Raw genomic sequence first — 21,508 nt, 5'->3', positions numbered from 1 at the left:
GCCCCTCTTGTAGTCAAAAGTGGACTCATGAGGAGGAAACCCATGCGCGGTGCCAAGAGCGCCAAGTGGGTCGCGGGAGCGGCAATCATCGCCCTGGCCGCGACCGCCTGTGGCGGCGGCGACAGTGACGACAGCAAGGACACGGCTTCGACGGAGAAGGGCAAGCCTGCGGGCTACGTGTCCATCGACGTCGGCGAGCCGCAGAAGCCGCTGATCCCGGCCGACACGAACGAGTCGCTCGGCAGCTACGTCATCCAGTCGCTGTTCACGCAGCTGCTGGACTTCGATGCCGACGGCAACATCGTCTACACGAACGCCGAGTCCGTTAAGACGACCGACTCGAAGACGTGGACGGTCAAGCTCAAGGCCGGCTGGAAGTTCCACGACGGCACCCCCGTCACCGCCGACTCGTACATCAAGGCGTGGAACTGGTACGCCAACATCAAGAACAACCAGCAGAACGCCTTCTGGTTCGAGGACATCAAGGGTTACGCGGACGTCCACCCCGAGAAGGGTGACCCCAAGTCCGACGTGATGTCCGGTCTGAAGGCGGTCGACGACACGACCTTCACGATCGAGCTCAACACCGCCGTGCCGTACTACGAGTACAAGCTCGGGTACACCACCTTCGCCCCCCTGCCGGAGGTGTTCTACAAGGACACCAAGGCGTTCGGCCAGGCGCCGGTCGGCAACGGTCCCTACATCTTCGAGAAGTGGGACCACAAGAAGCTCATCCGCGTCAAGGCCAACCCTGACTACCAGGGCCCGAACAAGGCCAAGAACAAGGGTGTCCTCTTCAAGAACTACGCGACCGTCGAGGCCGCGTACCAGGACCTCCTCTCCGGCAACCTGGACATGATCCGCCAGGTCGGCCCGAAGGACCTGCCGAAGTACAAGCAGGACCTCGGCGACCGCGCGATCGACCAGGAGTACGCGGCGATCCAGTCGCTGGTCCCGACCTTCTACTCGAAGACCTTCAAGGGCATCGACCCGAAGGTCCTGCAGGGTCTGTCGATGGCGATCGACCGCGACACGATCACCAAGACCGTGCTCAACGGCACCCGCAAGCCCGCCACCAGCTTCACGCCCCCGGGCGTTGCCGGTAACCAGGACCTGGGCACCGACGTGTTCAAGTTCGACGCGGCCAAGGCGAAGCAGCTCGTCACCGAGGGCGGCGGCGTTCCGGAGAACAAGATCTGGATCCAGTACAACGCCGACGGTGGCCACAAGGAGTGGGTGACCGCGGTCTGCGAGTCCATCCGCAACTCCACCGGTGTGGACTGCATCCCGGACGCCAAGCCGGACTTCCAGACCGACCTGGAAGCGCGTGACAACGACCAGGTCAAGTCGATGTACCGCGGTGGCTGGGTGGCCGACTACCCGATGAACGTCAACTTCCTGCGGGAGCTGTACGGCACCACCGCTGAGGCGAACAACGGCCGGTTCTCCGACAAGGAGGTCGACGCGGCCTTCAAGAAGGGCGACAACGCCAAGACCCTGGACGAGTCGATCAAGGCTTACCAGGAGGCCGAGAAGCTCGTCCTGACGAAGATGCCGGCGATCCCGCTCTGGGAGTACAAGACCAACGGCGGCTACTCGAAGTCGGTCGACAACGTGACGGTCGACTTCCACGGTGACTACAACATCACCGAAGTCACCGTCGTCAAGTAACACGCCTGAGGGCCCCCACCAGGCCGTCAGCCGCCCACACAGGCAGTAGGTCCCGGGGGCCGCTCTTCGAATCCGGAGAGCGGCCCCTGGGCTGCATTATCCCTAAATCGGAGGCAAACATGGGGCGTTATGTCGCGCGGCGACTGCTCCAGATGATCCCGGTCTTCCTCGGATCAACGTTGCTGGTCTTCTCCATGATGTACGCGCTGCCCGGCGATCCCGTGCGCGCGCTCGCAGGTGAGCAGACCGTCGACCCGACGCAGATCGCGAACATGAAGAAGGAGCTGGGTCTCGACCTACCGCTCTGGCACCAGTACTGGAACTACCTCGTCGGCCTCTTCCAGGGTGACTTCGGCACGCAGATCGCCAGTGGCCGACCGGTGGCGGACATCATCTCGGAAGCGTTCCCGATCACAGTCAGACTGGCCCTGTTTGCCTTCGTCTTCACGGTCCTCGTCGGTATCTCCATGGGCATCTTCGCCGGGCTGAAGGCCGACACCTTCCGGGACCGCGGGCTGCTCGTACTGACGCTCCTGCTGATCTCCGTGCCGTCATTCGTACTGGGCTTCCTCGGCCAGTACTTCTTCGCCTTCCAGCTCGGCTGGGTCGAGCCCAACGTGAGCATGGAAGCCACCTGGGACGAGCTGATCCTGCCCGCGGTCGTGCTCGGGTCCCTGTCACTCGCGTATGTCGCGCGACTGACCCGTACCTCGGTCGCGGAGAACCTGCGCTCCGACTACATGCGGACCGCTGTGGCCAAGGGGCTGCCCCGGCGCCGCGTCGTCGGGGTCCACCTCATGCGCAACTCGATGATCCCCGTGGTCACCTTCCTCGGCACCGACCTCGGCGCGCTGCTCGGCGGCGCGGTCGTGACCGAAGGCATCTTCAACGTCAAGGGTGTCGGCTCCGCCGTCTTCGACGCGCTGAGGCACCGCGAAGGTGCCACGGTCGTCGGCATCGTGACGCTGATCGTCATCGTCTATCTCGTCGCCAGCCTGGTCGTCGACCTGCTTTACGCGGTCCTGGACCCGAGGATCCGTTATGCCTGAGACGCTCAAGGAAACCACCGCGGGCCAGCTGCCCGAGGCGACGGCCGCACCGGCTCCCGCCGCCAAGGTGGGCAAGCCCCGCAGCCTGTGGTCGGACGCCTGGCACGACCTGCGACGCAGCCCGCTGTTCGTCGTCTCGGCCGTCCTGATCGTCTTCCTGCTGACCATGGCGGTCTTCCCCGGCCTGTTCACCGGCGCCGACCCGCGCTACGCGGACCTGGCCCACCACTACCTGCAGAAGCCCAAGTGGGGGAACTTCTTCCAGGAGGACTGGTTCGGGTACGACATCCAGGGGCGCTCGATCTACGCGCGTGTCGTCTACGGCGCGCGTGCCTCGATCACCGTCGCCGTCGTCGTCACCGCCCTCGTCACCATCCTGGGTACGGTGGTCGGCATGCTCGCCGGCTACTTCGGCGGCTGGATCGACACCCTGCTCTCCCGGGTCACCGACATCTTCTTCGGCGTGCCCTTCATCCTCGGCGCGATGGTCGTCCTGACCTCGTTCGCGGAGCGCCACATCTGGGTCGTCATCCTGGCCCTGGCCTTCCTCGGCTGGACCTCGATCGCCCGTGTCGCACGCGGTTCCGTCCTGACGATCAAGCAGGCCGACTACGTGATGGCGGCCAAGGCGCTGGGCGCCTCGACCACCCGCATCCTGCTCCGTCACATCCTGCCCAACGCGATCGCCCCGGTGATCGTCGTCGCGACCATCGCGCTCGGTGGCTACATCTCGGCCGAGGCCACGCTGTCCTTCCTGGGCATCGGTCTCGCCGAACCGACCGTGTCGTGGGGTGTGGACATCTCCTCCGGCCAGGAGCAGCTGCGTAACGCCGCGTTCGTCCTGATCATCCCGTCGGTCATGGTGTCGATCACCGTTCTGGCGTTCATCATGCTCGGCGATGCGGTACGCAACGCCCTCGACCCCAAGCTGCGCTGAGGGAGGCGTACATGACCATCATCGACAAGACAGCGGATGTTCCTGCTCCGCGTGGTTCCGACGACGAGAGCGGCCCGCTGCTCGAAGTCCGCGATCTGCACGTGGAATTTCATACCCGTGACGGCGTGGCCAAGGCCGTCAACGGCGTCAACTACAGCGTCAGCGCGGGCGAGACCCTCGCCGTGCTCGGCGAGTCCGGCTCCGGCAAGTCCGTGACCGCTCAGGCGATCATGGGCATCCTGGACATGCCCCCCGGCCGCATTCCGAAGGGTGAGATCCTCTTCCGCGGCCAGGACATGCTCAAGATGTCCAACGAGGAGCGTCGGCAGATCCGTGGCCAGAAGATCGCCATGATCTTCCAGGACGCGCTGTCCTCGCTGAACCCGGTGCTCTCCGTGGGCTACCAGCTCGGCGAGATGTTCCGTGTGCACCAGGGGCTCTCCAAGAAGGACGCCAAGGCCAAGGCCATCGCGCTGATGGACCGGGTGCGCATTCCGGCGGCCAAGGAGCGGGTCAACGACTACCCGCACCAGTTCTCCGGCGGTATGCGCCAGCGCATCATGATCGCGATGGCGCTGGCCCTGGAGCCCGACCTGATCATCGCGGACGAGCCCACCACGGCGCTCGACGTGACCGTCCAGGCGCAGGTCATGGACCTGCTCGCGGAGCTCCAGCGCGACTTCAACATGGGCCTGATCCTGATCACGCACGACCTCGGTGTCGTCGCCGACGTGGCCGACAAGATCGCCGTGATGTACGCGGGCCGGATCGTCGAGACCGCCCCGGTCCACGAGATCTACAAGCGCCCCGCGCACCCGTACACCAAGGGTCTGCTGGAGTCGATCCCGCGCCTGGACCAGAAGGGCCAGGAGCTCTACGCGATCAAGGGCCTGCCGCCCAACCTGCTGCACGTGCCGTCCGGCTGCGCCTTCAACCCGCGCTGCACGATGGCGCAGGACATCTGCCGTACGGAGATCCCGGCACTGCGCCCGGTCACCGAGCAGGACGGTACCGAGCTGGTCGGCCGCGGCAGCGCCTGCCACTTCTGGAAGGAGACGATCCATGGCTGACCTCGAGAAGGAGTCCGTGGACGCCACCCCGAACGTCACCGAAGTGGCGACGGTCAACGCGGCCAGCGAGTCGGAGGCCGTAGCGGCGATCAACGCGCCGGTCTCGCAGGGGGAGCCCATCCTCCAGGTGCGGAACCTGGTCAAGCACTTCCCGCTGACCCAGGGCATCCTGTTCAAGAAGCAGGTCGGCGCGGTCAAGGCCGTGGACGGGATCTCCTTCGATCTCTACCAGGGCGAGACGCTCGGCATCGTGGGCGAGTCCGGCTGTGGCAAGTCCACGGTCGCCAAGCTCCTGATGACGCTGGAGCGGGCCACCGCCGGTGAGGTCTTCTACAAGGGCCAGGACATCACCAAGCTGTCCGGCCGTGCGCTGAAGGCCGTGCGCCGCAACATCCAGATGGTGTTCCAGGACCCGTACACCTCGCTGAACCCGCGTATGACGGTCGGCGACATCATCGGGGAGCCCTTCGACATCCACCCCGAGGTGGCCCCGAAGGGTGACCGGCGCCGCAAGGTGCAGGACCTCCTGGACGTCGTCGGTCTGAACCCGGAGTACATCAACCGGTATCCGCACCAGTTCTCCGGCGGCCAGCGCCAGCGCATCGGCATCGCCCGCGGCCTCGCGCTCAACCCGGAGATCATCATCTGCGACGAGCCGGTCTCCGCGCTCGACGTGTCGGTGCAGGCGCAGGTCATCAACCTGATGGAGAAGCTCCAGGACGAGTTCAACCTCTCCTACCTCTTCATCGCGCACGACCTGTCGATCGTCCGGCACATCTCGGACCGGGTCGGCGTCATGTACCTCGGCAAGATGGCCGAGATCGGTACGGACACGCAGATCTACGACCACCCGACGCACCCCTACACCCAGGCGCTGCTGTCGGCGGTCCCGGTCCCGGACCCGAGTGCCCGTGACGGACGCGAGCGGATCATCCTCACCGGTGACGTCCCCTCGCCGGCCAACCCGCCGTCGGGCTGCCGCTTCCGTACGCGGTGCTGGAAGGCCCAGGACAAGTGCGCCACCGAGGTGCCGCTCCTGGCGATCCCCGAGCGCTTCAAGGCCTCGGACACTCCGGCCGCGCACGAGTCGGCGTGCCACTTCGCCGAGGAGAAGGACGTCGTGCACGCGGCGTAGCTCGTCGGTCAGCTGAACGGAAGACGCCCGGCCCCTCAGGGGGCCGGGCGTCTTCGTGCGTTCGGGCCGGTCCCCGTACGGCGGACATGAACATGCGACGCAGTGCCATATGAGGTGATATGAGGCATTGAGCTACTCACGGGAACCCTAGGAGGCACTCCATGCGCGGAGCCACACACGCCAGGTGGGCCGCATGCGCGGTCGCCGTCGCCCTGGCGGCGACCGCCTGCGGCGGCGGGGACGACAGCGGTGGCGGTGGCGGCGCGGACGGGATCGTGAGCTCCTCCTGGGGCGACCCGCAGAACCCGCTGGAGCCGGCCAACACCAACGAGGTGCAGGGCGGCAAGGTCCTCGACATGCTCTTCCGCGGGCTCGTGCGGTACGACCCCAAGACCGGCGAGGCCGAGAACGAGATCGCCGAGAAGATCGAGTCCACCGACTCGCAGAACTTCACGATCACCATCAAGGACAACTGGACCTTCAGCAACGGCGAGAAGGTCACGGCGCAGTCGTTCGTGGATGCCTGGAACTACGGCGCGGCGCTGAAGAACAACCAGAAGAACGCGTACTTCTTCGCCTACATCGACGGCTACGACAAGGCCCACCCCGAGGCCGGCAAGGCCGCCACCGACACCCTCTCCGGCCTCAAGGTGGTCAACGCGACGACCTTCACGGTCAAGCTCACCCAGAAGTTCTCGCTCTGGCCCGACACCCTCGGCTACGCGGCCTTCGTACCGCTGCCCAAGACCTTCTACTCGGACCACGACGCCTGGCTGTCCAAGCCGGTCGGCAACGGCCCGTACACCGTCGACTCGTACGCCAAGGGTTCCTCGATGAACCTGCGCCGGTGGGACGACTACCCCGGCACGGACAAGGCGCAGAACGGCGGAATCGACCTCAAGGTCTACACCGACAACAACACCGCCTACACCGACCTGACGGCCGGCAACCTCGACCTGGTCGACGATGTGCCCGCCTCGCAGCTCAAGAACGTCCAGGCGGACCTCGGGGACCGGTACATCAACACCCCGGCCGGCATCATCCAGACGCTCGCCTTCCCGTTCTACGTGAAGGCGTGGAACACGCCCGACGCGGTCAAGGTCCGGCAGGGCCTGTCGATGGCCATCAACCGGGAGCAGATCACCGACCAGATCTTCCAGAAGACCCGCACCCCCGCCTCCGACTGGACCTCCCCGGTCCTCGGTGAGGACGGCGGCTTCAAGGAAGGCCTGTGCGGCGACCCGTGCGAGTACAACAAGGCCGAGGCCAAGAAGCTGATCGAGGACGGCGGCGGCATCCCCGGCGGCCAGCTCAAGATCTCGTACAACGCGGACACGGGCTCCCACAAGGAATGGGTCGACGCGGTCTGCAACAGCATCAACAACGTCATGGGCAACAACAAGGCCTGCGTCGGCAGCCCGGTCGGCACGTTCGCCGACTTCCGCAGCCAGGTGTCCACCCAGAAGCTGACCGGTGCCTGGCGTGCGGGCTGGCAGATGGACTACCCGCTCATCCAGAACTTCCTCCAGCCGCTCTACTACACCAACGCCCCGTCCAACGACGGCAAGTGGAGCAACGAGGAGTTCGACGGCCTGGTCAACAAGGCGAACGCCGAGGAGGACAAGGCCACGGCCGTCAGCACCTTCCAGGACGCGGAGAAGATCCTCGCCGAACAGATGCCCGTCATCCCGCTCTGGTACCAGAACGGCAGCGCCGGCTACTCGGACCGGGTCGAGAACGTCGCCCTGAACGTCTTCAGCGTCCCGGTGTACGACCAGATCAAGGTCAAGTGACCCGAGCCGGGCGGCCGGTGCGGACCATCGCACCGGCCGCCCGGCTCCCCGGTCCCTCCGCCGTTCGCCCCGACCCCCGGAGCCCTTCATGGGACGTTATGTGATCCGGCGGCTGCTGCAGATGATCCCCGTCTTCTTCGGCACCACGCTGTTGATCTTCCTCATGGTGAACGTGATGGGCGACCCCATCGCGGGCCTCTGCGGCGACCGCCAGTGCGACCCCGCGACCGCCGCCCAGCTGCGCACCGAATTCGGCCTCGACAAACCGGTCTGGCAGCAATACCTGACCTACATGGGCCACATCTTCACCGGGGACTTCGGCACCGCGTTCAACGGGCAGGAGGTCACGGAGCTGATGGCCACCGCCTTCCCCATCACCATCCGCCTCACCGTCGTCGCGATCGTCTTCGAGATCGTCATCGGCATCAGCCTCGGCGTCGTCACCGGACTGCACCGCGGGCGGCCCGTCGACACCGGGGTGCTGATCCTGACCCTCGTCGTCATCGCCGTACCCACCTTCGTCACCGGTCTGCTGCTCCAGCTCCTGCTCGGTGTGGAGTGGGGCATCATCAAACCCTCCGTCTCCCCCGAGGCACCGCTCGACGAACTCATCGTCCCCGGCCTCGTCCTGGCCTCCGTCTCCCTGGCCTACGTCACCCGCCTCACCCGGACCTCGATCGCCGAGAACGCCCGCGCCGACTACGTCCGTACCGCCGTGGCCAAGGGGCTTCCCCGGCGCCGGGTCGTCGTCAGGCACCTGCTGCGCAACTCCCTCATCCCCGTCGTCACCTTCATCGGTACGGACGTGGGCGCCCTGATGGGCGGGGCCATCGTCACCGAGCGCATCTTCAACATCCACGGGGTCGGCTACCAGCTCTACCAGGGCATCCTGCGCCAGAACACGCAGACCGTCGTCGGATTCGTCACCGTGCTGGTCCTCGTCTTCCTCGCGGCGAACCTGATCGTCGACCTCCTGTACGCCGTACTCGACCCGAGGATCCGCTATGCCTGAGCCGCAGCAGCCGTTCGACGAAGCGATCTCGGGGGCCGGAGCCGGCGGTGCGATGGACCTGGCGGTGGACGAGGGCACCACCCTGGAGAAGACGCCCGGCGGCCCGCAGGGGACCGGTCCCTCCGGCAAACCGCGCAGCCTGTGGTCCGACGCCTGGCGCGATCTGCGCCGCAACCCGGTCTTCATCATCTCCGGGCTGATCATCCTCTTCCTGGTGATCATCTCGATCTGGCCGTCGCTGATCACCGACCAGGACCCGCTCGACTGCGACCTGAGCAAGGCCCAGGAGGGCTCCCAGCCCGGTCACCCCTTCGGCTTCGACGGACAGGGCTGCGACGTCTACACCCGTACCGTCTACGGGGCGCGGACCTCGGTCACCGTCGGCGTCTGTTCCACGCTCGGTGTCTCCCTGCTCGGCGGTGTGCTGGGCGGCCTCGCCGGCTTCTACGGCGGCAAGGGCGACGCCGTCCTCTCCCGCATCACGGACGTCTTCTTCGGCATCCCGGTCGTCCTCGGCGGCCTCGTCTTCCTCTCCGTGGTCACCAGCTCCACCGTCTGGCCCGTGATCGGCTTCATCGTGCTGCTGGGCTGGCCCCAGATCGCCCGCATCGCACGAGGCTCCGTCATCACCGTCAAACAGAACGACTACGTCCAGGCGGCGCGGGCCCTGGGCGCCTCCAACTCGCGGATGATGCTGCGGCACATCACCCCCAACGCCATCGCCCCGGTCATCGTCGTCGCGACGATCGCACTGGGTACCTACATCTCGCTGGAGGCGACCCTCTCGTACCTGGGTGTGGGCCTGAAACCGCCGGCCGTCTCCTGGGGCATCGACATCTCCGCCGCCTCCCAGTACGTCCGCAACGCGCCGCACATGCTGCTCTGGCCCGCCGGTGCGCTGGCGATCACGGTGCTCGCCTTCATCATGCTCGGCGACGCGGTGCGCGACGCCCTCGACCCCAAGCTGCGCTGAGGAGCCCGCTGCCATGTTGCTCGAAGTGCGCGATCTGCACGTGGAGTTCCACACCCGCGAGGGGGTGGCCAAGGCCGTCAACGGGGTCAACTACTCGGTGGCCGAGGGTGAGACGCTCGCCGTCCTCGGCGAGTCCGGTTCGGGCAAGTCGGTCACCGCCCAGGCGATCATGGGAATCCTCGACATGCCGCCCGGGAAGATCAGCGGGGGCGAGATCCTCTTCAAGGACCGCGACCTGCTGAAGCTCCAGGGCGAGGAACGGCGCAGGGTCCGCGGCCAGGAGATGGCCATGATCTTCCAGGACGCGCTGTCCTCGCTGAACCCGGTGCTGAGCGTGGGGCAGCAGCTGGGCGAGATGTTCGTCGTGCACCGCGGGATGTCCCGCAAGGACGCGAAGGCCAAGTCCATCGAGCTGATGGACCGGGTGCGCATCCCGGCAGCCAAGGAGCGGGTCGGGAACTTCCCGCACCAGTTCTCCGGCGGTATGCGCCAGCGCATCATGATCGCCATGGCGATGGCCCTGGAACCCTCGCTGATCATCGCCGACGAGCCGACCACCGCCCTCGACGTGACGGTCCAGGCCCAGGTGATGGAACTGCTCGCCGAACTGCAGCGCGAGCTGAACATGGGGCTGATCCTCATCACCCACGACCTCGGTGTGGTGGCCGACGTCGCCGACAAGATCGCCGTGATGTACGCGGGCCGGATCGTCGAGACCTCGCCCGTCCACGAGATCTACAAGGCACCCGCCCACCCCTACACCAAGGGCCTCCTCCGGTCGATCCCGCGCCTGGACCAGAAGGGCCAGGACCTGTACGCGATCAAGGGGCTGCCGCCCAACCTGCTGCACATCCCGCCCGGCTGCGCCTTCCACCCCCGCTGCCCGATGGCCCAGGCCGTGTGCCGTACGGACGTGCCGCCGCTGTACACCGTGGACGAAAGCCGCCGGAGCGCCTGCCACTTCTGGAAGGAGACGCTCGATGCACGCTGAGGACCCGAGCCGTAGGGGCGTCACCGCCGGGGGCTCCACCCTGGTCTCCGAGGCGCGCGAGAGCCGCCCCGCGCGCCCGTACGCGGAGGGCGACCCGATCCTGGAGGTGCGCGGCCTCGTCAAGCACTACCCGCTCACCCGGGGCATCCTCTTCAAGAAGCAGATCGGGGCGGTCAAGGCCGTCGACGGGGTCGACTTCGATCTGGCGGCGGGCGAGACGCTCGGCATCGTGGGCGAGTCCGGCTGCGGCAAGTCGACCGTCGCCAAGATGCTGGTGCACCTGGAACCGCCCACCGGGGGTGCCATCCGGTACAAGGGCGAGGACGTCACCAAGCTGTCCGGCCGTGCGCTGAAGGCCGTGCGGCGCAACATCCAGATGGTGTTCCAGGACCCGTACACCTCGCTGAACCCGCGCATGACGGTCGGCGACATCATCGGGGAGCCGTACGAGATCCACCCCGAGGTGGCACCCAAGGGGAGCCGGCGCCAGAAGGTGCAGGACCTGCTCGATGTCGTCGGTCTGAACCCGGAGTACATCAACCGGTATCCGCACCAGTTCTCCGGCGGCCAGCGCCAGCGCATCGGCATCGCCCGCGGCCTCGCGCTCAACCCGGAGATCATCGTCGCCGACGAACCGGTGTCCGCGCTCGACGTGTCGGTGCAGGCCCAGGTGGTCAACCTGCTCGACCGGCTGCAGGCCGAGTTCAGTCTGAGCTTCCTGTTCATCGCGCACGACCTGTCGATCGTCCGGCACATCTCGGACCGGGTCGGCGTCATGTATCTCGGCCGGATCGTGGAGATCGGCACGGACGAGGAGATCTACGACCACCCCACGCACCCGTACACGCAGGCGCTGCTGTCCGCCGTCCCCGTGCCGGACCCGACGGCCCGCGAATACCGCGAGCGGATCATCCTGCACGGCGACGTCCCGTCCCCGGCGAACATCCCGTCCGGCTGCCGCTTCCGCACGCGCTGCTGGAAGGCGCAGGAGCGGTGCGAGCTGGAGGTGCCGCTGCTGGCGGTCCCCGCGGTCTTCCGAGAGACGGACACACCGGCCAGGCACGACTCGGCCTGTCACTTCGCCGAGGAGAAGCAGGTGGTACCGCCGGAGGGGATCCTGGAGACCCCCGAACCGCAGGACGCGCCGCCGTCCCCGTACAAGGACGACCCGGGAGAAAAGAAATGATAAAAGGGCATCACATTCGTTAACACGCAGGCAACTTGACTGTCGCCGCACCGATATACGAACGCACCACCATGAAGAACGTACGGCCGTGCGGGTGCCGTGAACCGGCCGGGGTGCTCATCACGTCGCCCCGGCCGGTTTCCCGTTCCCCGCCTTTCCCCACAGGTCCCCTTGTTCAACGGCGGACCGCGGTGGAGTATCGCTGGGGTGATACTCACCCGGGGAGCCAGAATCACCGGTGCGGTGCTGTGCGCCGTACTGGGCGTCATTGTCGCGAGCTGGATCGTGCGGGACGTCCGGGCGGTCGGCGACCCGCTGGACCTGCTTCGCTACTGGGCCGGTTACACCGACGCGCGGCCGGCATCGATGCCCGCGACGGCGCAGTCCGACATCGTGCTCCTCGCCGTGTACATCCTCGCCACGAGCGCCGCCCTGCGTTCATCGGTGGCCGCTTCGGCGCTCGTCGCCACCGGCGTGGTCACGCTCGCCCTGCGCATGCCCGGCGTCTGGACCACCGGCGCCTCCTGGATGGACGGGCGCTACAGCGACGAGCTGCGCACCCGCGCCCTCCTCGGCACCTTCGTCGCGCTGGCCGCCGGGCTCGCGCTCATCGTCACCGGTGCGGCGGGCCGCAGGCCGTCCGCGGACTTCTACGAACCGGGGCCCACCCGGCCCGGCCAGGGAGCCGCGGTCGTCGCCTTCCTGGTGCTCGGCGCCTCCGGTGCCGTGCTGATCGCCTGGGAGATCCGCCAGTTCGTCACGCTGCCCTCCGTCGTGTATCCCGACTGGTTCATCGGCGGGGACGCCGTCCGGGTCGAACTGACCAGTGCGCCGCCCGGCTGGAGCAGCGTGGCTCTCGCGGTGCTCTGCCTCGTCGTCGCGTTCACCGCGCTCTTCCACGCGGTCCACGCCCGGCCGCTCGGCATCATCGCCGCCGCGTTCCTGCTGTTCTCCGGAGGTCTCGGCATCGCCCGGGCCGTCCACCACGAGATGCTCGACCGCTTCGGGGACCTGGGGACCGAGTACCAGCTCGTCGTGCTGACCTCGTTCTTCCTCGCCTTCGCCGGGGCGGCCGGACTGATCGCGCTGTCCCGCAGAGGCTTCGAGGACGCGGACGGCGACAGCAGGGGCTACGACGGCTACGGGGCGGGCGGATTCGGCCCGCCGCCCGGCGACGGCTACGGCTACCCGCAGGGACCCGGCCGGGGCCCCGCTCCGGGATACGGCTACCCGCAGGCGCAGCAGCCCGGCCAGGGACCCGGCTACGGGCCGCCGCCGGGCGGCGGATTCGGCCCTCCGCCGCCCTCGTCCCCGCCGCCCGCCTGGTGACGCCTACGACAGCCCCAGCGACCGCCTGAGGAAGTCCACCTGGAGCAGGAGCAGATTCTCCGCCACCTGCTCCTGGGGCGTCATGTGCGTCACCCCGCTCAGCGGCAGCACCTCGTGCGGCCGCCCCGCGGACAGCAGCGCCGACGACAGGCGCAGCGCGTGGGCGACGACCACGTTGTCGTCGGCCAGACCGTGGACGATCATCATCGGCCGTACCTCGTCGGCGGGTCGGGAGAGCCCCTCGTCCGTCACCAGGGAGTTGTACGCGTACACCTCGGGCTGCGCCGCGGGGTCGCCGAGATAGCGCTCCGTGTAGTGGGTGTCGTACAGCCGCCAGTCCGTCACCGGGGCGCCCACGACGGCGGCGTGGAAGACGTCGGGGCGCCGCAGCACCGCGAGCGCCGACAGGTAGCCGCCGTAGGACCAGCCGCGCATCGCCACCTTCGAGAGGTCCAGCGGGAACCGTCCGGCCAGTGAGTGCAGGGCCTCGATCTGGTCGTCCAGGGTGAGGGTGAAGTCGTCCCTGACCGCCTTCTCCCAGCCGGGCGAACGCCCCGGTGCGCCGCGGCCGTCCGCGACGATCACGGCGAACCCCTGGTCGGCGAACCACTGGGACGTGAGATGCGCGTTGTGCGCGGCGACGACCCGCCGGCCGTGCGGACCGCTGTACGGGTCCATCAGGACCGGGAGGGGACCGTCGGACTCCTCGTAGCCGGAGGGGAGCAGCACGGCGCACGGAATCCTCTGTGCGCCCCCCTCCGTCAGCTGCACCCGGGCCGTCAGGACAGGCTCCTGGGCGTGGCTGGCGACTGTGGCGGTCCGCCTGCCGTCCCGCAGCACCCGTACCGCCGTTCCGGGGTGCTCCAGGGACGCCGAGAGCAGCACCGTCACTCCGCCCGAACGCACCGCGGAGTGCACCCCCACGCCCTCGGAGACGCGCTCGACGCCCAGCTCGTTCACCCGGTACACATGGCTCTGCCCGGTCTCCGGATCCGCCGCCTTCTCACCCGCTGTCGCCGACACCAGGATGTCCGAATCCCCGATGTCCAGCACCGACTGGATGTGCAGCTGAGCCCCGGTCAGCGGCCGGTCACCGACCGACAGCACCCGCGCACCGCCCTCGTCCGCGATCCGCACGAGCCGTCCGTCCGGCGCCCACGCGGGCACACCACCGAAAAGATCAAGCCAGACCGCGTCCCCGTCGACATGCACCGTACGGGTCGTTCCGCTCTCCGTGTCGACGGCCAGATGCAGCTGACTGCGCTGGTCACGGGCCTGTACCAGGAGCAGCGGGGCGCCGTTCGACGACCAGTGCACCCGGGCCAGGTACGGGAAGCGGGTCCGGTCCCAGACGATCTCGGTACGTGCCCCGTCCAGGCCCATCACGAAGAGCCGCACCTCGGCATTGGCCGTCCCCGCGGCCGGATAGCCGACCTCGGCGGGCTTGCTGCCCGGGTGCGCGGGGTCGGCGATCCACCACCGCTGTACGGCGCTGTCGTCGACCCGGGCGACCAGCAGGCGGTCCGACTCGGGCGACCACCAGAAGCCCCGGTAGCGGCTCATCTCCTCGGCCGCCACGAACTCGGCGAGGCCGTACGAGGTGTGCGCGTCCTCCGGCTCGGCGACAGGACGGTCCCCGTCGCCCGCCGCCCCCACGACCCGCAGCGCGCCGCGGCTGACATAGGCGATGTGCCTGCCGTCCGGGGAGGGGCGCGGGTCGATCACCGGGCCCGGAACCGGCAGCGCGCGCGCCGTGCCGGCCCGCAACTCGGCCACGTACACCTTGCCGGAGAGGGCGAACGCCGCCAACTCGGCCGCATCGTCCACCGCGTAGCCGACGATGCCCGCCGAACCCTCCCGCGCCCGTTCCCGCCTGGCCCGCTCCTGCGGCGACAGCTTCTCGGTCGAACCCCCCAGCAGGGCCTCGGGGTCGGCGGCGATCCGCTCCTCGCCGGTTGCCGGGTCCAGCACCCAGAGACGGTTCGCCCGGTCCGTGCCGGACGCCGAGCGGAGGAAGACCACCCGCGTCCCATCCGGTGAGACGGTGAAGGCCCGGGGTGCGCCCAGAGTGAACCGCTGGGTCCGGGCGTGCTGGCGGGCGAAGGACAACTTCTGCGAGGTCATGGCTCCGAACCTAGCCCGGAGGGAGCCGCACGTGCGCCCCTCGTGCTGCTGTGCCCCGATCAATGCGTTGGCACGGATAGTTATGATCCGTAGCGCTCGGTGGGTATGAACCTGCTGGCTCCATGTGTGCTGCCCGTCCCGACCGTACTGATGGAGGTGAACCGCCGTGGCACTCTCGATTTCGGCGGTGGTGCTGCTGGCGATCGTCGTCTTCCTGCTGGTCCGGAAATCCGGACTGAAGGGCGGACATGCGGTGGTCTGCGTGTTGCTCGGGTTCTATCTTGCGAGCTCGTCGATCGCGCCGACCATCTCGGAGGTGACGTCGAACGTGGCAGGCATGATCGGGGGCATCAAGTTCTGAGGGCCGGCGCGGGGGCGCGGGCGGGGCGGACGTGGGGGGCGTGGCCGGTCTGTCCGGCCACCCCGGCCGGTGGGGGGTCGGCCCGCACGGGGGAGGGCTCGTAGGGTGGACCCATGAAGGACCTTCCCGCCCGCCGTCTGCTCCTGGTGCACGCGCACCCCGACGACGAGTCGATCAACAACGGCGCCACCATGGCCAGGTACGCGGCCGAGGGCGCCCACGTCACCCTGGTGACGTGCACGCTCGGCGAGGAGGGCGAGGTCATCCCGCCGGACCTGGCGCACCTGGCCGCAGACCGCGACGACGCCCTGGGCGCCCATCGCGTCGGTGAACTCACCGCCGCGATGAAGGAGCTCGGGGTCACCGACCACCGCTTCCTGGGCGGCCCCGGCCGCTTCCGCGACTCCGGAATGATGGGCACCGAGCAGAACCACAGGCCCGGCGCCTTCTGGGACGCGGACCCGGACGGCGCGGCCGCGCACCTCGTCGAGGTGATCCGCTCCGTGCGCCCCCAGGTCCTGGTCACCTACGACCCCGACGGCGGCTACGGCCACCCCGACCACATCCAGGCACACCGCGTCGCGATGCGCGCGGCCGAGCTGGCGGCGGATCCCGGGTACGGCACCGGTGACCCGCACGCGATCGCGAAGATCTACTGGAACCGGGTGCCGCGCTCCGTGGCGGAGGAGGCCTTCGCCCGGCTTCGGGAGGCCGCCCCGGACGCCTTCCCGGGGATCGCCGCCGTCGACGACGTGCCCGGCGTGGTGGACGACGCCGAGATCACGGCGGAGATCGACGGCTCGGCGTACGCCGCCGCGAAGACCGCGGCGATGAGCGCGCATGCCACCCAGATCGCCGTGGACGGGCCGTTCTTCGCACTGTCGAACGACCTGGGGCAGCCCGTTTTCACCACCGAGTACTACCAGTTGGTGCGCGGAACCCGCGGCAGGGACGATGATGCCCGGGAGCACGACCTCTTCGCAGGCGTGCCGGACGTGGCGGCGGCACCGGGAGCACAGGCATGAGCAGCAGGCAGAGACCGCGGGCCGCATCGCAGTCGCCGCGCACCAACGCGCCGCCCAGAGGCCACGAGCCGACCGGTCCCGCCGCACCCCTCGACCTCGCACGGATCGCCCTGTACGTCGGTCTCGCGGTGCTGGGCGCCGTCGTCGGTCTCGCGGGCGCACTCGTCCAAGCGGGCCTGTTCCCGGGAGGGTTGCTGCTCGCGCTCGCCGCGTCGGCCGGACTGTTCTACGGGGGCCGGGTGCTGGCCCGTAACCAGTTCGGGGCGCTGGCACCGGCCGTGGGCTGGTTCATCGCCGTCGTCGTCCTGCTCAGCGGCCGTCCCGAGGGCGACTACGTCTTCGGTGACGAGATCGGTCTGACGCTCTTCATGCTCGGCGGCATGGGTGTCGCTGTGATGTGTGCCACCCTGTCGCGGTTGCCTTATTCGGCCACCAACACCGGCCGACCGGGCACGTGATGTGCCACATCCGCTCCCGGATTGCCCCCCTCCACGGTGACGGGTGCATCCTTGTTTTCCCCGCGGGCGGAGAGTCTGTCGGCGGCGGCCAGTATGGTGGTGCGCGCGCCGAGCCGTCCCCTGGCCTGCGGCATGGGGGAAGTACGGGCGGCGGAGCCAATCGGGAGAACCTGCTTTGAGTCGTGAAACTGACAGTTCGTCCTCCGGGCCCCAGGGGCGCGGCGGAGCCGCGTACCCGTCGGGTACGCCGCCGTACGGATCACGCCAGTATCCGTCGCTGCACCCGTCTCAGGACGGGCCGGAGGAGACTCCGGAGCCTGTGGATCCGCCTCGGCCGGAGGAGCCCAGAACCGAGACGACGCTGACGACGCGCATCCGGATCAACATCCCGGGTTCGCGTCCGATCCCGCCTGTCGTCGTGCGTACGCCGATGAGTGACACCGGTGCCTCCGGCGGCCGCCCGGACCCCGAGCGCACGGGCAGCACACCGAGGCCCGGCGCGCCCGCGCCGTCGTCCGGTGCCGCGGCGGGCGCCGGCGAGCGCGGCGGTTCCGGCCCGGACGCCCGGGACGGCCAGGCCGCCGAGGCATCCGCCGAGAAGCCGGCCAAGGAGAAGGGCGGCAGCGACTGGTTCGCGCCGCGCAAGAACCCGGCGCCGGCCCCCGGCGCAGCGGCCCCCGGCCCTGCAGGCCCCCCTGCCGGTGCGTCCGCCACGGGCGGCGGGCAGGGCCCGGCGCAGACACCGCCCCGCGCCGAACCGCCGTACTTCTCGGACGGTCCGCAACCGGGCGCCCCGCGCCCCGGGCGCAGTGCCCTCGACGACATCGACGCGGACATTCCCGGCGGGCCGCGCTCCACGCCGAATCTCGGGGTGCGCACACCGGGTCCGTCCGGTCCGACCAACGGTCCGGTCACGGGCAGTTCGTCCCTGACGCCGAACCTCGACGGCATGCCCGGCATGGGCGGCACGGCGGGTCCCGGCGGCCCGGCAGGCCCCAGGCCCGGCGGTCCGTCCCAGGGCGGTCCCGGCGGTCCTCTCGGTCCCGGCGGTCCGTCCCAGGGTGGCCCCGGCGGTCCCTTCGGTCCCGGCGGTCCGTCCGGCCCGGGTGGACCCGGCGGCGTACCGCCGCGGATGTCCGACGACACGGCGATCCTGACCCCGCAGGCCGCGGCCCCCGGTCCCGGCTCCGCCGGCCATGTCTCCGGTGACACCCTCACCAGCGGCATCCCCGTCGTTCCGGCCGACTCCCGTCCGCCGTTCCCCGGGGGCCCGGGTGCCCCCGGCGGCCCCCGCGCGGATCTGGGGTCCGACGGCCCCATGGGCAGCGGACCGGCGGGTCCTGGCCACCAGGCGCCCGCTCCGGCACCCCGGCCCGTACCGAAGGCCGCACCTCCCGCGAAGAAGGGCCGTTCCAAGCTGGTCCTCCTGGGTGCGGGCGTCTTCGCGCTGCTCGGCATCGCCTACGGCGCCGGACTGCTGATGAACCACTCCGAGGTCCCCAAGGGCACCACCGTCCTCGGCGTCGACATCGGCGGCGGCACGAAGGAGGAGGCGGTCACCAAGCTCGAGACCGCCCTCGGGAAGCGCGCCGAGGCGCCCCTCCAGCTCTCCGTGGACGGCAAGGAGCAGAAGCTCGCCCCGGACAAGGCCGGTCTCACCCTGGACAGCCAGGAGACTGTCCGCGGCGCCGCGGGCAGCGACTACAACCCGGTCTCGGTGATCGGCTCCCTGTTCGGCGGGGCACGCCCGGCCGACCCGGTGATCCCGGTCGACGAGGAGAAGCTCGGGGTGGCGCTGACCGACCTGGCGGGTGTCTCCGGCTCCGCCAACGACGGCACGATCAGGTTCGAGCCGAACAAGGCCGTGGCCGTCCCCGGCAAGGCCGGCAAGGCGCTGGACGTCAACCGGTCGATGATCTCCGTTCGCGATGCCTACCGCGCGCAGGTCCAGACCGGTGAGGCAGCCGTCGTCGAACTGCCCGTCGCCACCACCCAGCCCACGATCACCAAGGCCGAACTGGACCGGGCCATGAAGGAGTTCGCCGAGCCGGCGATGTCCGGGCTGGTCACCATCAAGGCCGGTCCCAAGCAGATCGACTTCGGTCCCGCGAGGTCCCTGCCGCAGATCCTGTCCATGAAGCCGGTCGACGGCAAGCTGGTCGCGGTCTACGACAGGGAAGCGATCGACACCCTGCTGGACGGTGTCTTCGACGGCATCATGGTCACCAAGGGCGACGGGAAGCAGCACGAGGTCAGCGCCACCGACGTGGCCCAGGCCATGCAGACCGCGCTGCTCGGCAAGACCCCCGCCGAGCGCACCGTCGCGATCAACCTCGGCGGCGAGGGCTGACCGGACGCAACCTCTCCGCCCCTGTCCGGACTCCGGGCAGGGGCGGTGCCGTGTTCCGGTCCGGTGGCCGTCGCTGCCCCGCTCACCGCCCGGCCGGGACGTCGGTCCGGGCGGCGGTGCCCTGGCGGGATCGCTGATCCCCGCCGCGCCCGGCGTCGCCGTCGGCTACTTTGCGAGCGGTGACGCGATTCGGCCGATCACCGCTGCCCACCCATGCGTACCGGAAGGACACCGTGCGGGCGTGAGTGACGACGACGAGACGTACGCGGTGACGGCGGGCCCGCCGCAGGGCAGGCACCAGTTCGCCGTCAAGCTGCTGTGGATCGGTATCTGGCTGGCGTTCATGAGCGCACCGGTGAAGGACCTCCTCGACGGGGACCACACCGGGTGGGCACGCGCGCTGGGTGCCCTGGGCCTCGTGGTCTTCGTCGGGGTCTACCTCGTACTGGTCTTCCGGCAGACGTCGAAGGCCCTGGGACGGCAGCGCGTCCTGTCCACGATCGCCTTCCTCGGCGCCCTCGCCGTACTCCTCGCGCTGACGTTCGGGGTCCCGTGACTCGTCCTGTTCGTATACGTCTGCGTCTCGGCAGGCGCCACGCTGCCGATCCGGTACTCGCGCCTGCTGATCCCTCTGGTCGTCGCCGTGATGGCGGGGACCGGGCTCACCCTGCACGATGCCCGTGAGACCGTCACCGCGCTCGTCTTCCCCGCGCTTCTCGGCGGATTCGCCATGACCGGCGTACGGCAGCTGATCCGTACGACCGTCCAGCTGCGCGAGGCCCGTGCGACCGTCGCCCAGCTCGCCGCCAACGAGGAACGCCTGCGGCTCGCCCGCGATCCGCACGACCTGGTAGGGCACTCGCTCTCCCTGATCTCGCTCAAGAGCGGGCCGGCTGCTGCCCGAGCACCCCGACCGGGCGGCCGAGCAGGTCGCCGACATCGAACGGGTCAGCAGGCAGGCCCTCGTGGACGTGCGCAGCGCGGTCACCGGCTACCGGCGGCCGACGTTGCCCGGCGAACTGGCAGGGGCCCGTACCGCACTTGCCGCAGCGGGCATCACCGCGGACATACGGGCCGATGCCCCCGAGTGCGTGCCCGAGGAGCCGGAGGAGGTGCTCGCCTGGGGCATGCGGGAGGCGGTGACGAACGTCGTGCGCCACAGCGGTGCCCGGCGCTGCACGATCACCCTCACCCGGCGCCAGACCCTCGACGGGCCCCTGCTCGAACTCGTCGTCGCCGACGACGGGCGCGGCGCCCCGGGCCCGCAGGCGGGCAACGGGCTCACCGGCATCGCCGAGCGCCTGGCCGCGGTCGAGGGGACACTCGTCACGGGACCGGCCGGCGGCGGACCCGCCCCGGGCAAGGGCTTCGCACTGACCCTGCGCGTTCTCGTCGGTTCAGGCCTAGGATCCACCGAATGAGCATGATCAGACTCCTCCTCGCCGAGGACCAGTCCATGGTGCGCGAGGCCCTCGCCGCACTGCTGGGCCTGGAGCCGGACATCGAGGTGGTCGCCCAGGTGGCCCGCGGCGACGAGGTGCTGGACGCGGCACGCGAACACCGCGTCGACGTCGCCCTCCTCGACATCGAGATGCCCGGTCGTACAGGGATCGAGGCGGCCGCCGAGCTCCACCGCGAGCTGCCCGGCGTCAAGATCGTCGTCGTCACCACCTTCGGACGCCCCGGCTATCTGCGCCGGGCCATGGAGGCGGGCGCGGACGCGTTCCTCGTCAAGGACGCCCCGGCGTCCCAGCTCGCCGCAGCCGTACGCAAGGTGCTCGCGGGCGAGCGGGTCATCGACCCGGCTCTTGCGGCAGCCGCGCTCGCCGACGGTGCGAGCCCGCTGACCGAACGCGAGCGCGATGTGCTGCGGGTGGCGGCGGACGGCTCCACCAACGCGGAGATCTCGGATGCGCTGCACCTCTCGCACGGGACCGTACGCAACTATCTGTCCACGGCGATCCAGAAGATGGCGGCCCGCAACCGAGCGGAGGCCGTCCGGATCGCCCGCGAGAAGGGCTGGCTCTAGGACCGGGGCCGGCCG

At 69.4% G+C, this 21,508-nt stretch carries 17 protein-coding genes and 1 pseudogene; 17 read left to right on the top strand and 1 reads right to left on the bottom strand.

Annotated elements, in window-relative coordinates:
• Nucleotides 1–42: 42 nt before the first annotated feature.
• The 11 genes from OG844_RS21660 (at nucleotide 43) to OG844_RS21610 (ending at nucleotide 13,146) form a co-directional block, all read left to right on the top strand.
• Nucleotides 43–1,671: an ABC transporter substrate-binding protein gene (locus OG844_RS21660; protein WP_406392396.1), complete on the top strand. Its 1,629-nt coding sequence runs from the start codon at nucleotides 43–45 to the stop codon at nucleotides 1,669–1,671.
• A gap of 119 nt (nucleotides 1,672–1,790) precedes the next feature.
• Nucleotides 1,791–2,720: an ABC transporter permease gene (locus OG844_RS21655; protein WP_406392394.1), complete on the top strand. Its 930-nt coding sequence runs from the start codon at nucleotides 1,791–1,793 to the stop codon at nucleotides 2,718–2,720.
• Nucleotides 2,713–3,657 (top strand): ABC transporter permease, encoded by a 945-nt coding sequence (locus OG844_RS21650; protein ID WP_406392392.1) that lies wholly within the window; start codon nucleotides 2,713–2,715, stop codon nucleotides 3,655–3,657. The genes OG844_RS21655 and OG844_RS21650 overlap by 8 nt, the downstream gene beginning before the upstream one ends.
• 11 nt (nucleotides 3,658–3,668) lie before the next feature.
• On the top strand, nucleotides 3,669–4,727 hold the full coding sequence (locus tag OG844_RS21645; protein ID WP_406392390.1) for an ABC transporter ATP-binding protein: 1,059 nt from the start codon (nucleotides 3,669–3,671) through the stop codon (nucleotides 4,725–4,727).
• Nucleotides 4,720–5,862, top strand: coding sequence for a dipeptide ABC transporter ATP-binding protein (locus tag OG844_RS21640; RefSeq protein WP_351176206.1), 1,143 nt, complete (start codon nucleotides 4,720–4,722; stop codon nucleotides 5,860–5,862). The genes OG844_RS21645 and OG844_RS21640 overlap by 8 nt, the downstream gene beginning before the upstream one ends.
• A gap of 161 nt (nucleotides 5,863–6,023) precedes the next feature.
• Nucleotides 6,024–7,655 carry an ABC transporter substrate-binding protein gene (locus OG844_RS21635; RefSeq protein WP_406392388.1) on the top strand — a complete coding sequence of 544 codons (1,632 nt, stop codon included), beginning with the start codon at nucleotides 6,024–6,026 and terminating at the stop codon, nucleotides 7,653–7,655.
• A gap of 88 nt (nucleotides 7,656–7,743) precedes the next feature.
• Complete coding sequence (locus tag OG844_RS21630) at nucleotides 7,744–8,667, top strand: ABC transporter permease (protein ID WP_351181845.1); 924 nt, start codon at nucleotides 7,744–7,746, stop codon at nucleotides 8,665–8,667.
• Entirely contained in the window at nucleotides 8,660–9,640 is a 981-nt protein-coding gene (locus OG844_RS21625) for an ABC transporter permease (protein WP_406392387.1), read from the top strand. Before OG844_RS21630 ends, OG844_RS21625 begins: the two co-directional genes overlap by 8 nt.
• Nucleotides 9,641–9,653: 13 nt before the next feature.
• Nucleotides 9,654–10,631: an ABC transporter ATP-binding protein gene (locus OG844_RS21620; protein WP_406392386.1), complete on the top strand. Its 978-nt coding sequence runs from the start codon at nucleotides 9,654–9,656 to the stop codon at nucleotides 10,629–10,631.
• A complete protein-coding gene (locus OG844_RS21615) occupies nucleotides 10,621–11,817 on the top strand; it encodes an ABC transporter ATP-binding protein (protein ID WP_406392384.1) in 1,197 nt (398 codons plus the stop codon). Before OG844_RS21620 ends, OG844_RS21615 begins: the two co-directional genes overlap by 11 nt.
• A gap of 207 nt (nucleotides 11,818–12,024) precedes the next feature.
• On the top strand, nucleotides 12,025–13,146 hold the full coding sequence (locus OG844_RS21610) for a hypothetical protein (RefSeq protein WP_406392383.1): 1,122 nt from the start codon (nucleotides 12,025–12,027) through the stop codon (nucleotides 13,144–13,146).
• 3 nt (nucleotides 13,147–13,149) lie between these two features.
• Here the strand turns inward: OG844_RS21610 and OG844_RS21605 are convergent, their stop codons facing one another.
• Nucleotides 13,150–15,270 (bottom strand): alpha/beta fold hydrolase, encoded by a 2,121-nt coding sequence (locus OG844_RS21605; protein WP_406392381.1) that lies wholly within the window; start codon nucleotides 15,268–15,270, stop codon nucleotides 13,150–13,152.
• A 166-nt stretch (nucleotides 15,271–15,436) separates the two neighbouring features.
• On the opposite strand from OG844_RS21605, the gene OG844_RS21600 reads away from it, so the two are divergent.
• The 6 genes and pseudogenes from OG844_RS21600 to OG844_RS21575 all read left to right on the top strand — a co-directional run bounded on the left by OG844_RS21600 (nucleotide 15,437) and on the right by OG844_RS21575 (nucleotide 21,493).
• On the top strand, nucleotides 15,437–15,631 hold the full coding sequence (locus tag OG844_RS21600; RefSeq protein WP_385617814.1) for a hypothetical protein: 195 nt from the start codon (nucleotides 15,437–15,439) through the stop codon (nucleotides 15,629–15,631).
• A 113-nt stretch (nucleotides 15,632–15,744) separates the two neighbouring features.
• On the top strand, nucleotides 15,745–16,656 hold the full coding sequence (mshB, locus tag OG844_RS21595; RefSeq protein ID WP_406392379.1) for an N-acetyl-1-D-myo-inositol-2-amino-2-deoxy-alpha-D-glucopyranoside deacetylase: 912 nt from the start codon (nucleotides 15,745–15,747) through the stop codon (nucleotides 16,654–16,656).
• The gene (locus OG844_RS21590; RefSeq protein ID WP_406392377.1) at nucleotides 16,653–17,114 is read left to right on the top strand and encodes a DUF6113 family protein; all 462 of its coding nucleotides are present in this window, start codon (nucleotides 16,653–16,655) and stop codon (nucleotides 17,112–17,114) included. The genes mshB and OG844_RS21590 overlap by 4 nt, the downstream gene beginning before the upstream one ends.
• Before the next feature lie 175 nt (nucleotides 17,115–17,289).
• On the top strand, nucleotides 17,290–19,464 hold the full coding sequence (locus tag OG844_RS21585) for a hypothetical protein (protein ID WP_406392376.1): 2,175 nt from the start codon (nucleotides 17,290–17,292) through the stop codon (nucleotides 19,462–19,464).
• Between the two features lie 268 nt (nucleotides 19,465–19,732).
• Nucleotides 19,733–20,885, top strand: a pseudogene (locus OG844_RS21580) (sensor histidine kinase).
• The gene (locus OG844_RS21575; RefSeq protein WP_406392374.1) at nucleotides 20,882–21,493 is read left to right on the top strand and encodes a response regulator transcription factor; all 612 of its coding nucleotides are present in this window, start codon (nucleotides 20,882–20,884) and stop codon (nucleotides 21,491–21,493) included. The pseudogene OG844_RS21580 and the gene OG844_RS21575 overlap by 4 nt, the downstream one beginning before the upstream one ends.
• The last annotated feature ends 15 nt before the right edge of the window (nucleotides 21,494–21,508 follow it).

The sequence above is a fragment of the Streptomyces sp. NBC_00887 genome (genome assembly GCF_045207585.1).
Note: the sequence above shows the minus strand (reverse complement) of the source record. Positions and strands in the feature narration are given on the sequence as shown.

Bases quoted from the DNA above. Each gene is read 5' to 3' on its own strand.
- OG844_RS21660 (WP_406392396.1), top strand. From the start codon at position 43: ATGCGCGGTGCCAAGAGCGCCAAGTGGGTCGCGGGAGCGGCAATCATC.
- OG844_RS21655 (WP_406392394.1), top strand. From the start codon at position 1,791: ATGGGGCGTTATGTCGCGCGGCGACTGCTCCAGATGATCCCGGTCTTC.
- OG844_RS21650 (WP_406392392.1), top strand. From the start codon at position 2,713: ATGCCTGAGACGCTCAAGGAAACCACCGCGGGCCAGCTGCCCGAGGCG.
- OG844_RS21645 (WP_406392390.1), top strand. From the start codon at position 3,669: ATGACCATCATCGACAAGACAGCGGATGTTCCTGCTCCGCGTGGTTCC.
- OG844_RS21640 (WP_351176206.1), top strand. From the start codon at position 4,720: ATGGCTGACCTCGAGAAGGAGTCCGTGGACGCCACCCCGAACGTCACC.
- OG844_RS21635 (WP_406392388.1), top strand. From the start codon at position 6,024: ATGCGCGGAGCCACACACGCCAGGTGGGCCGCATGCGCGGTCGCCGTC.
- OG844_RS21630 (WP_351181845.1), top strand. From the start codon at position 7,744: ATGGGACGTTATGTGATCCGGCGGCTGCTGCAGATGATCCCCGTCTTC.
- OG844_RS21625 (WP_406392387.1), top strand. From the start codon at position 8,660: ATGCCTGAGCCGCAGCAGCCGTTCGACGAAGCGATCTCGGGGGCCGGA.
- OG844_RS21620 (WP_406392386.1), top strand. From the start codon at position 9,654: ATGTTGCTCGAAGTGCGCGATCTGCACGTGGAGTTCCACACCCGCGAG.
- OG844_RS21615 (WP_406392384.1), top strand. From the start codon at position 10,621: ATGCACGCTGAGGACCCGAGCCGTAGGGGCGTCACCGCCGGGGGCTCC.
- OG844_RS21605 (WP_406392381.1), bottom strand. From the start codon at position 15,270: ATGACCTCGCAGAAGTTGTCCTTCGCCCGCCAGCACGCCCGGACCCAG.
- mshB (WP_406392379.1), top strand. From the start codon at position 15,745: ATGAAGGACCTTCCCGCCCGCCGTCTGCTCCTGGTGCACGCGCACCCC.
- OG844_RS21590 (WP_406392377.1), top strand. From the start codon at position 16,653: ATGAGCAGCAGGCAGAGACCGCGGGCCGCATCGCAGTCGCCGCGCACC.
- OG844_RS21575 (WP_406392374.1), top strand. From the start codon at position 20,882: ATGAGCATGATCAGACTCCTCCTCGCCGAGGACCAGTCCATGGTGCGC.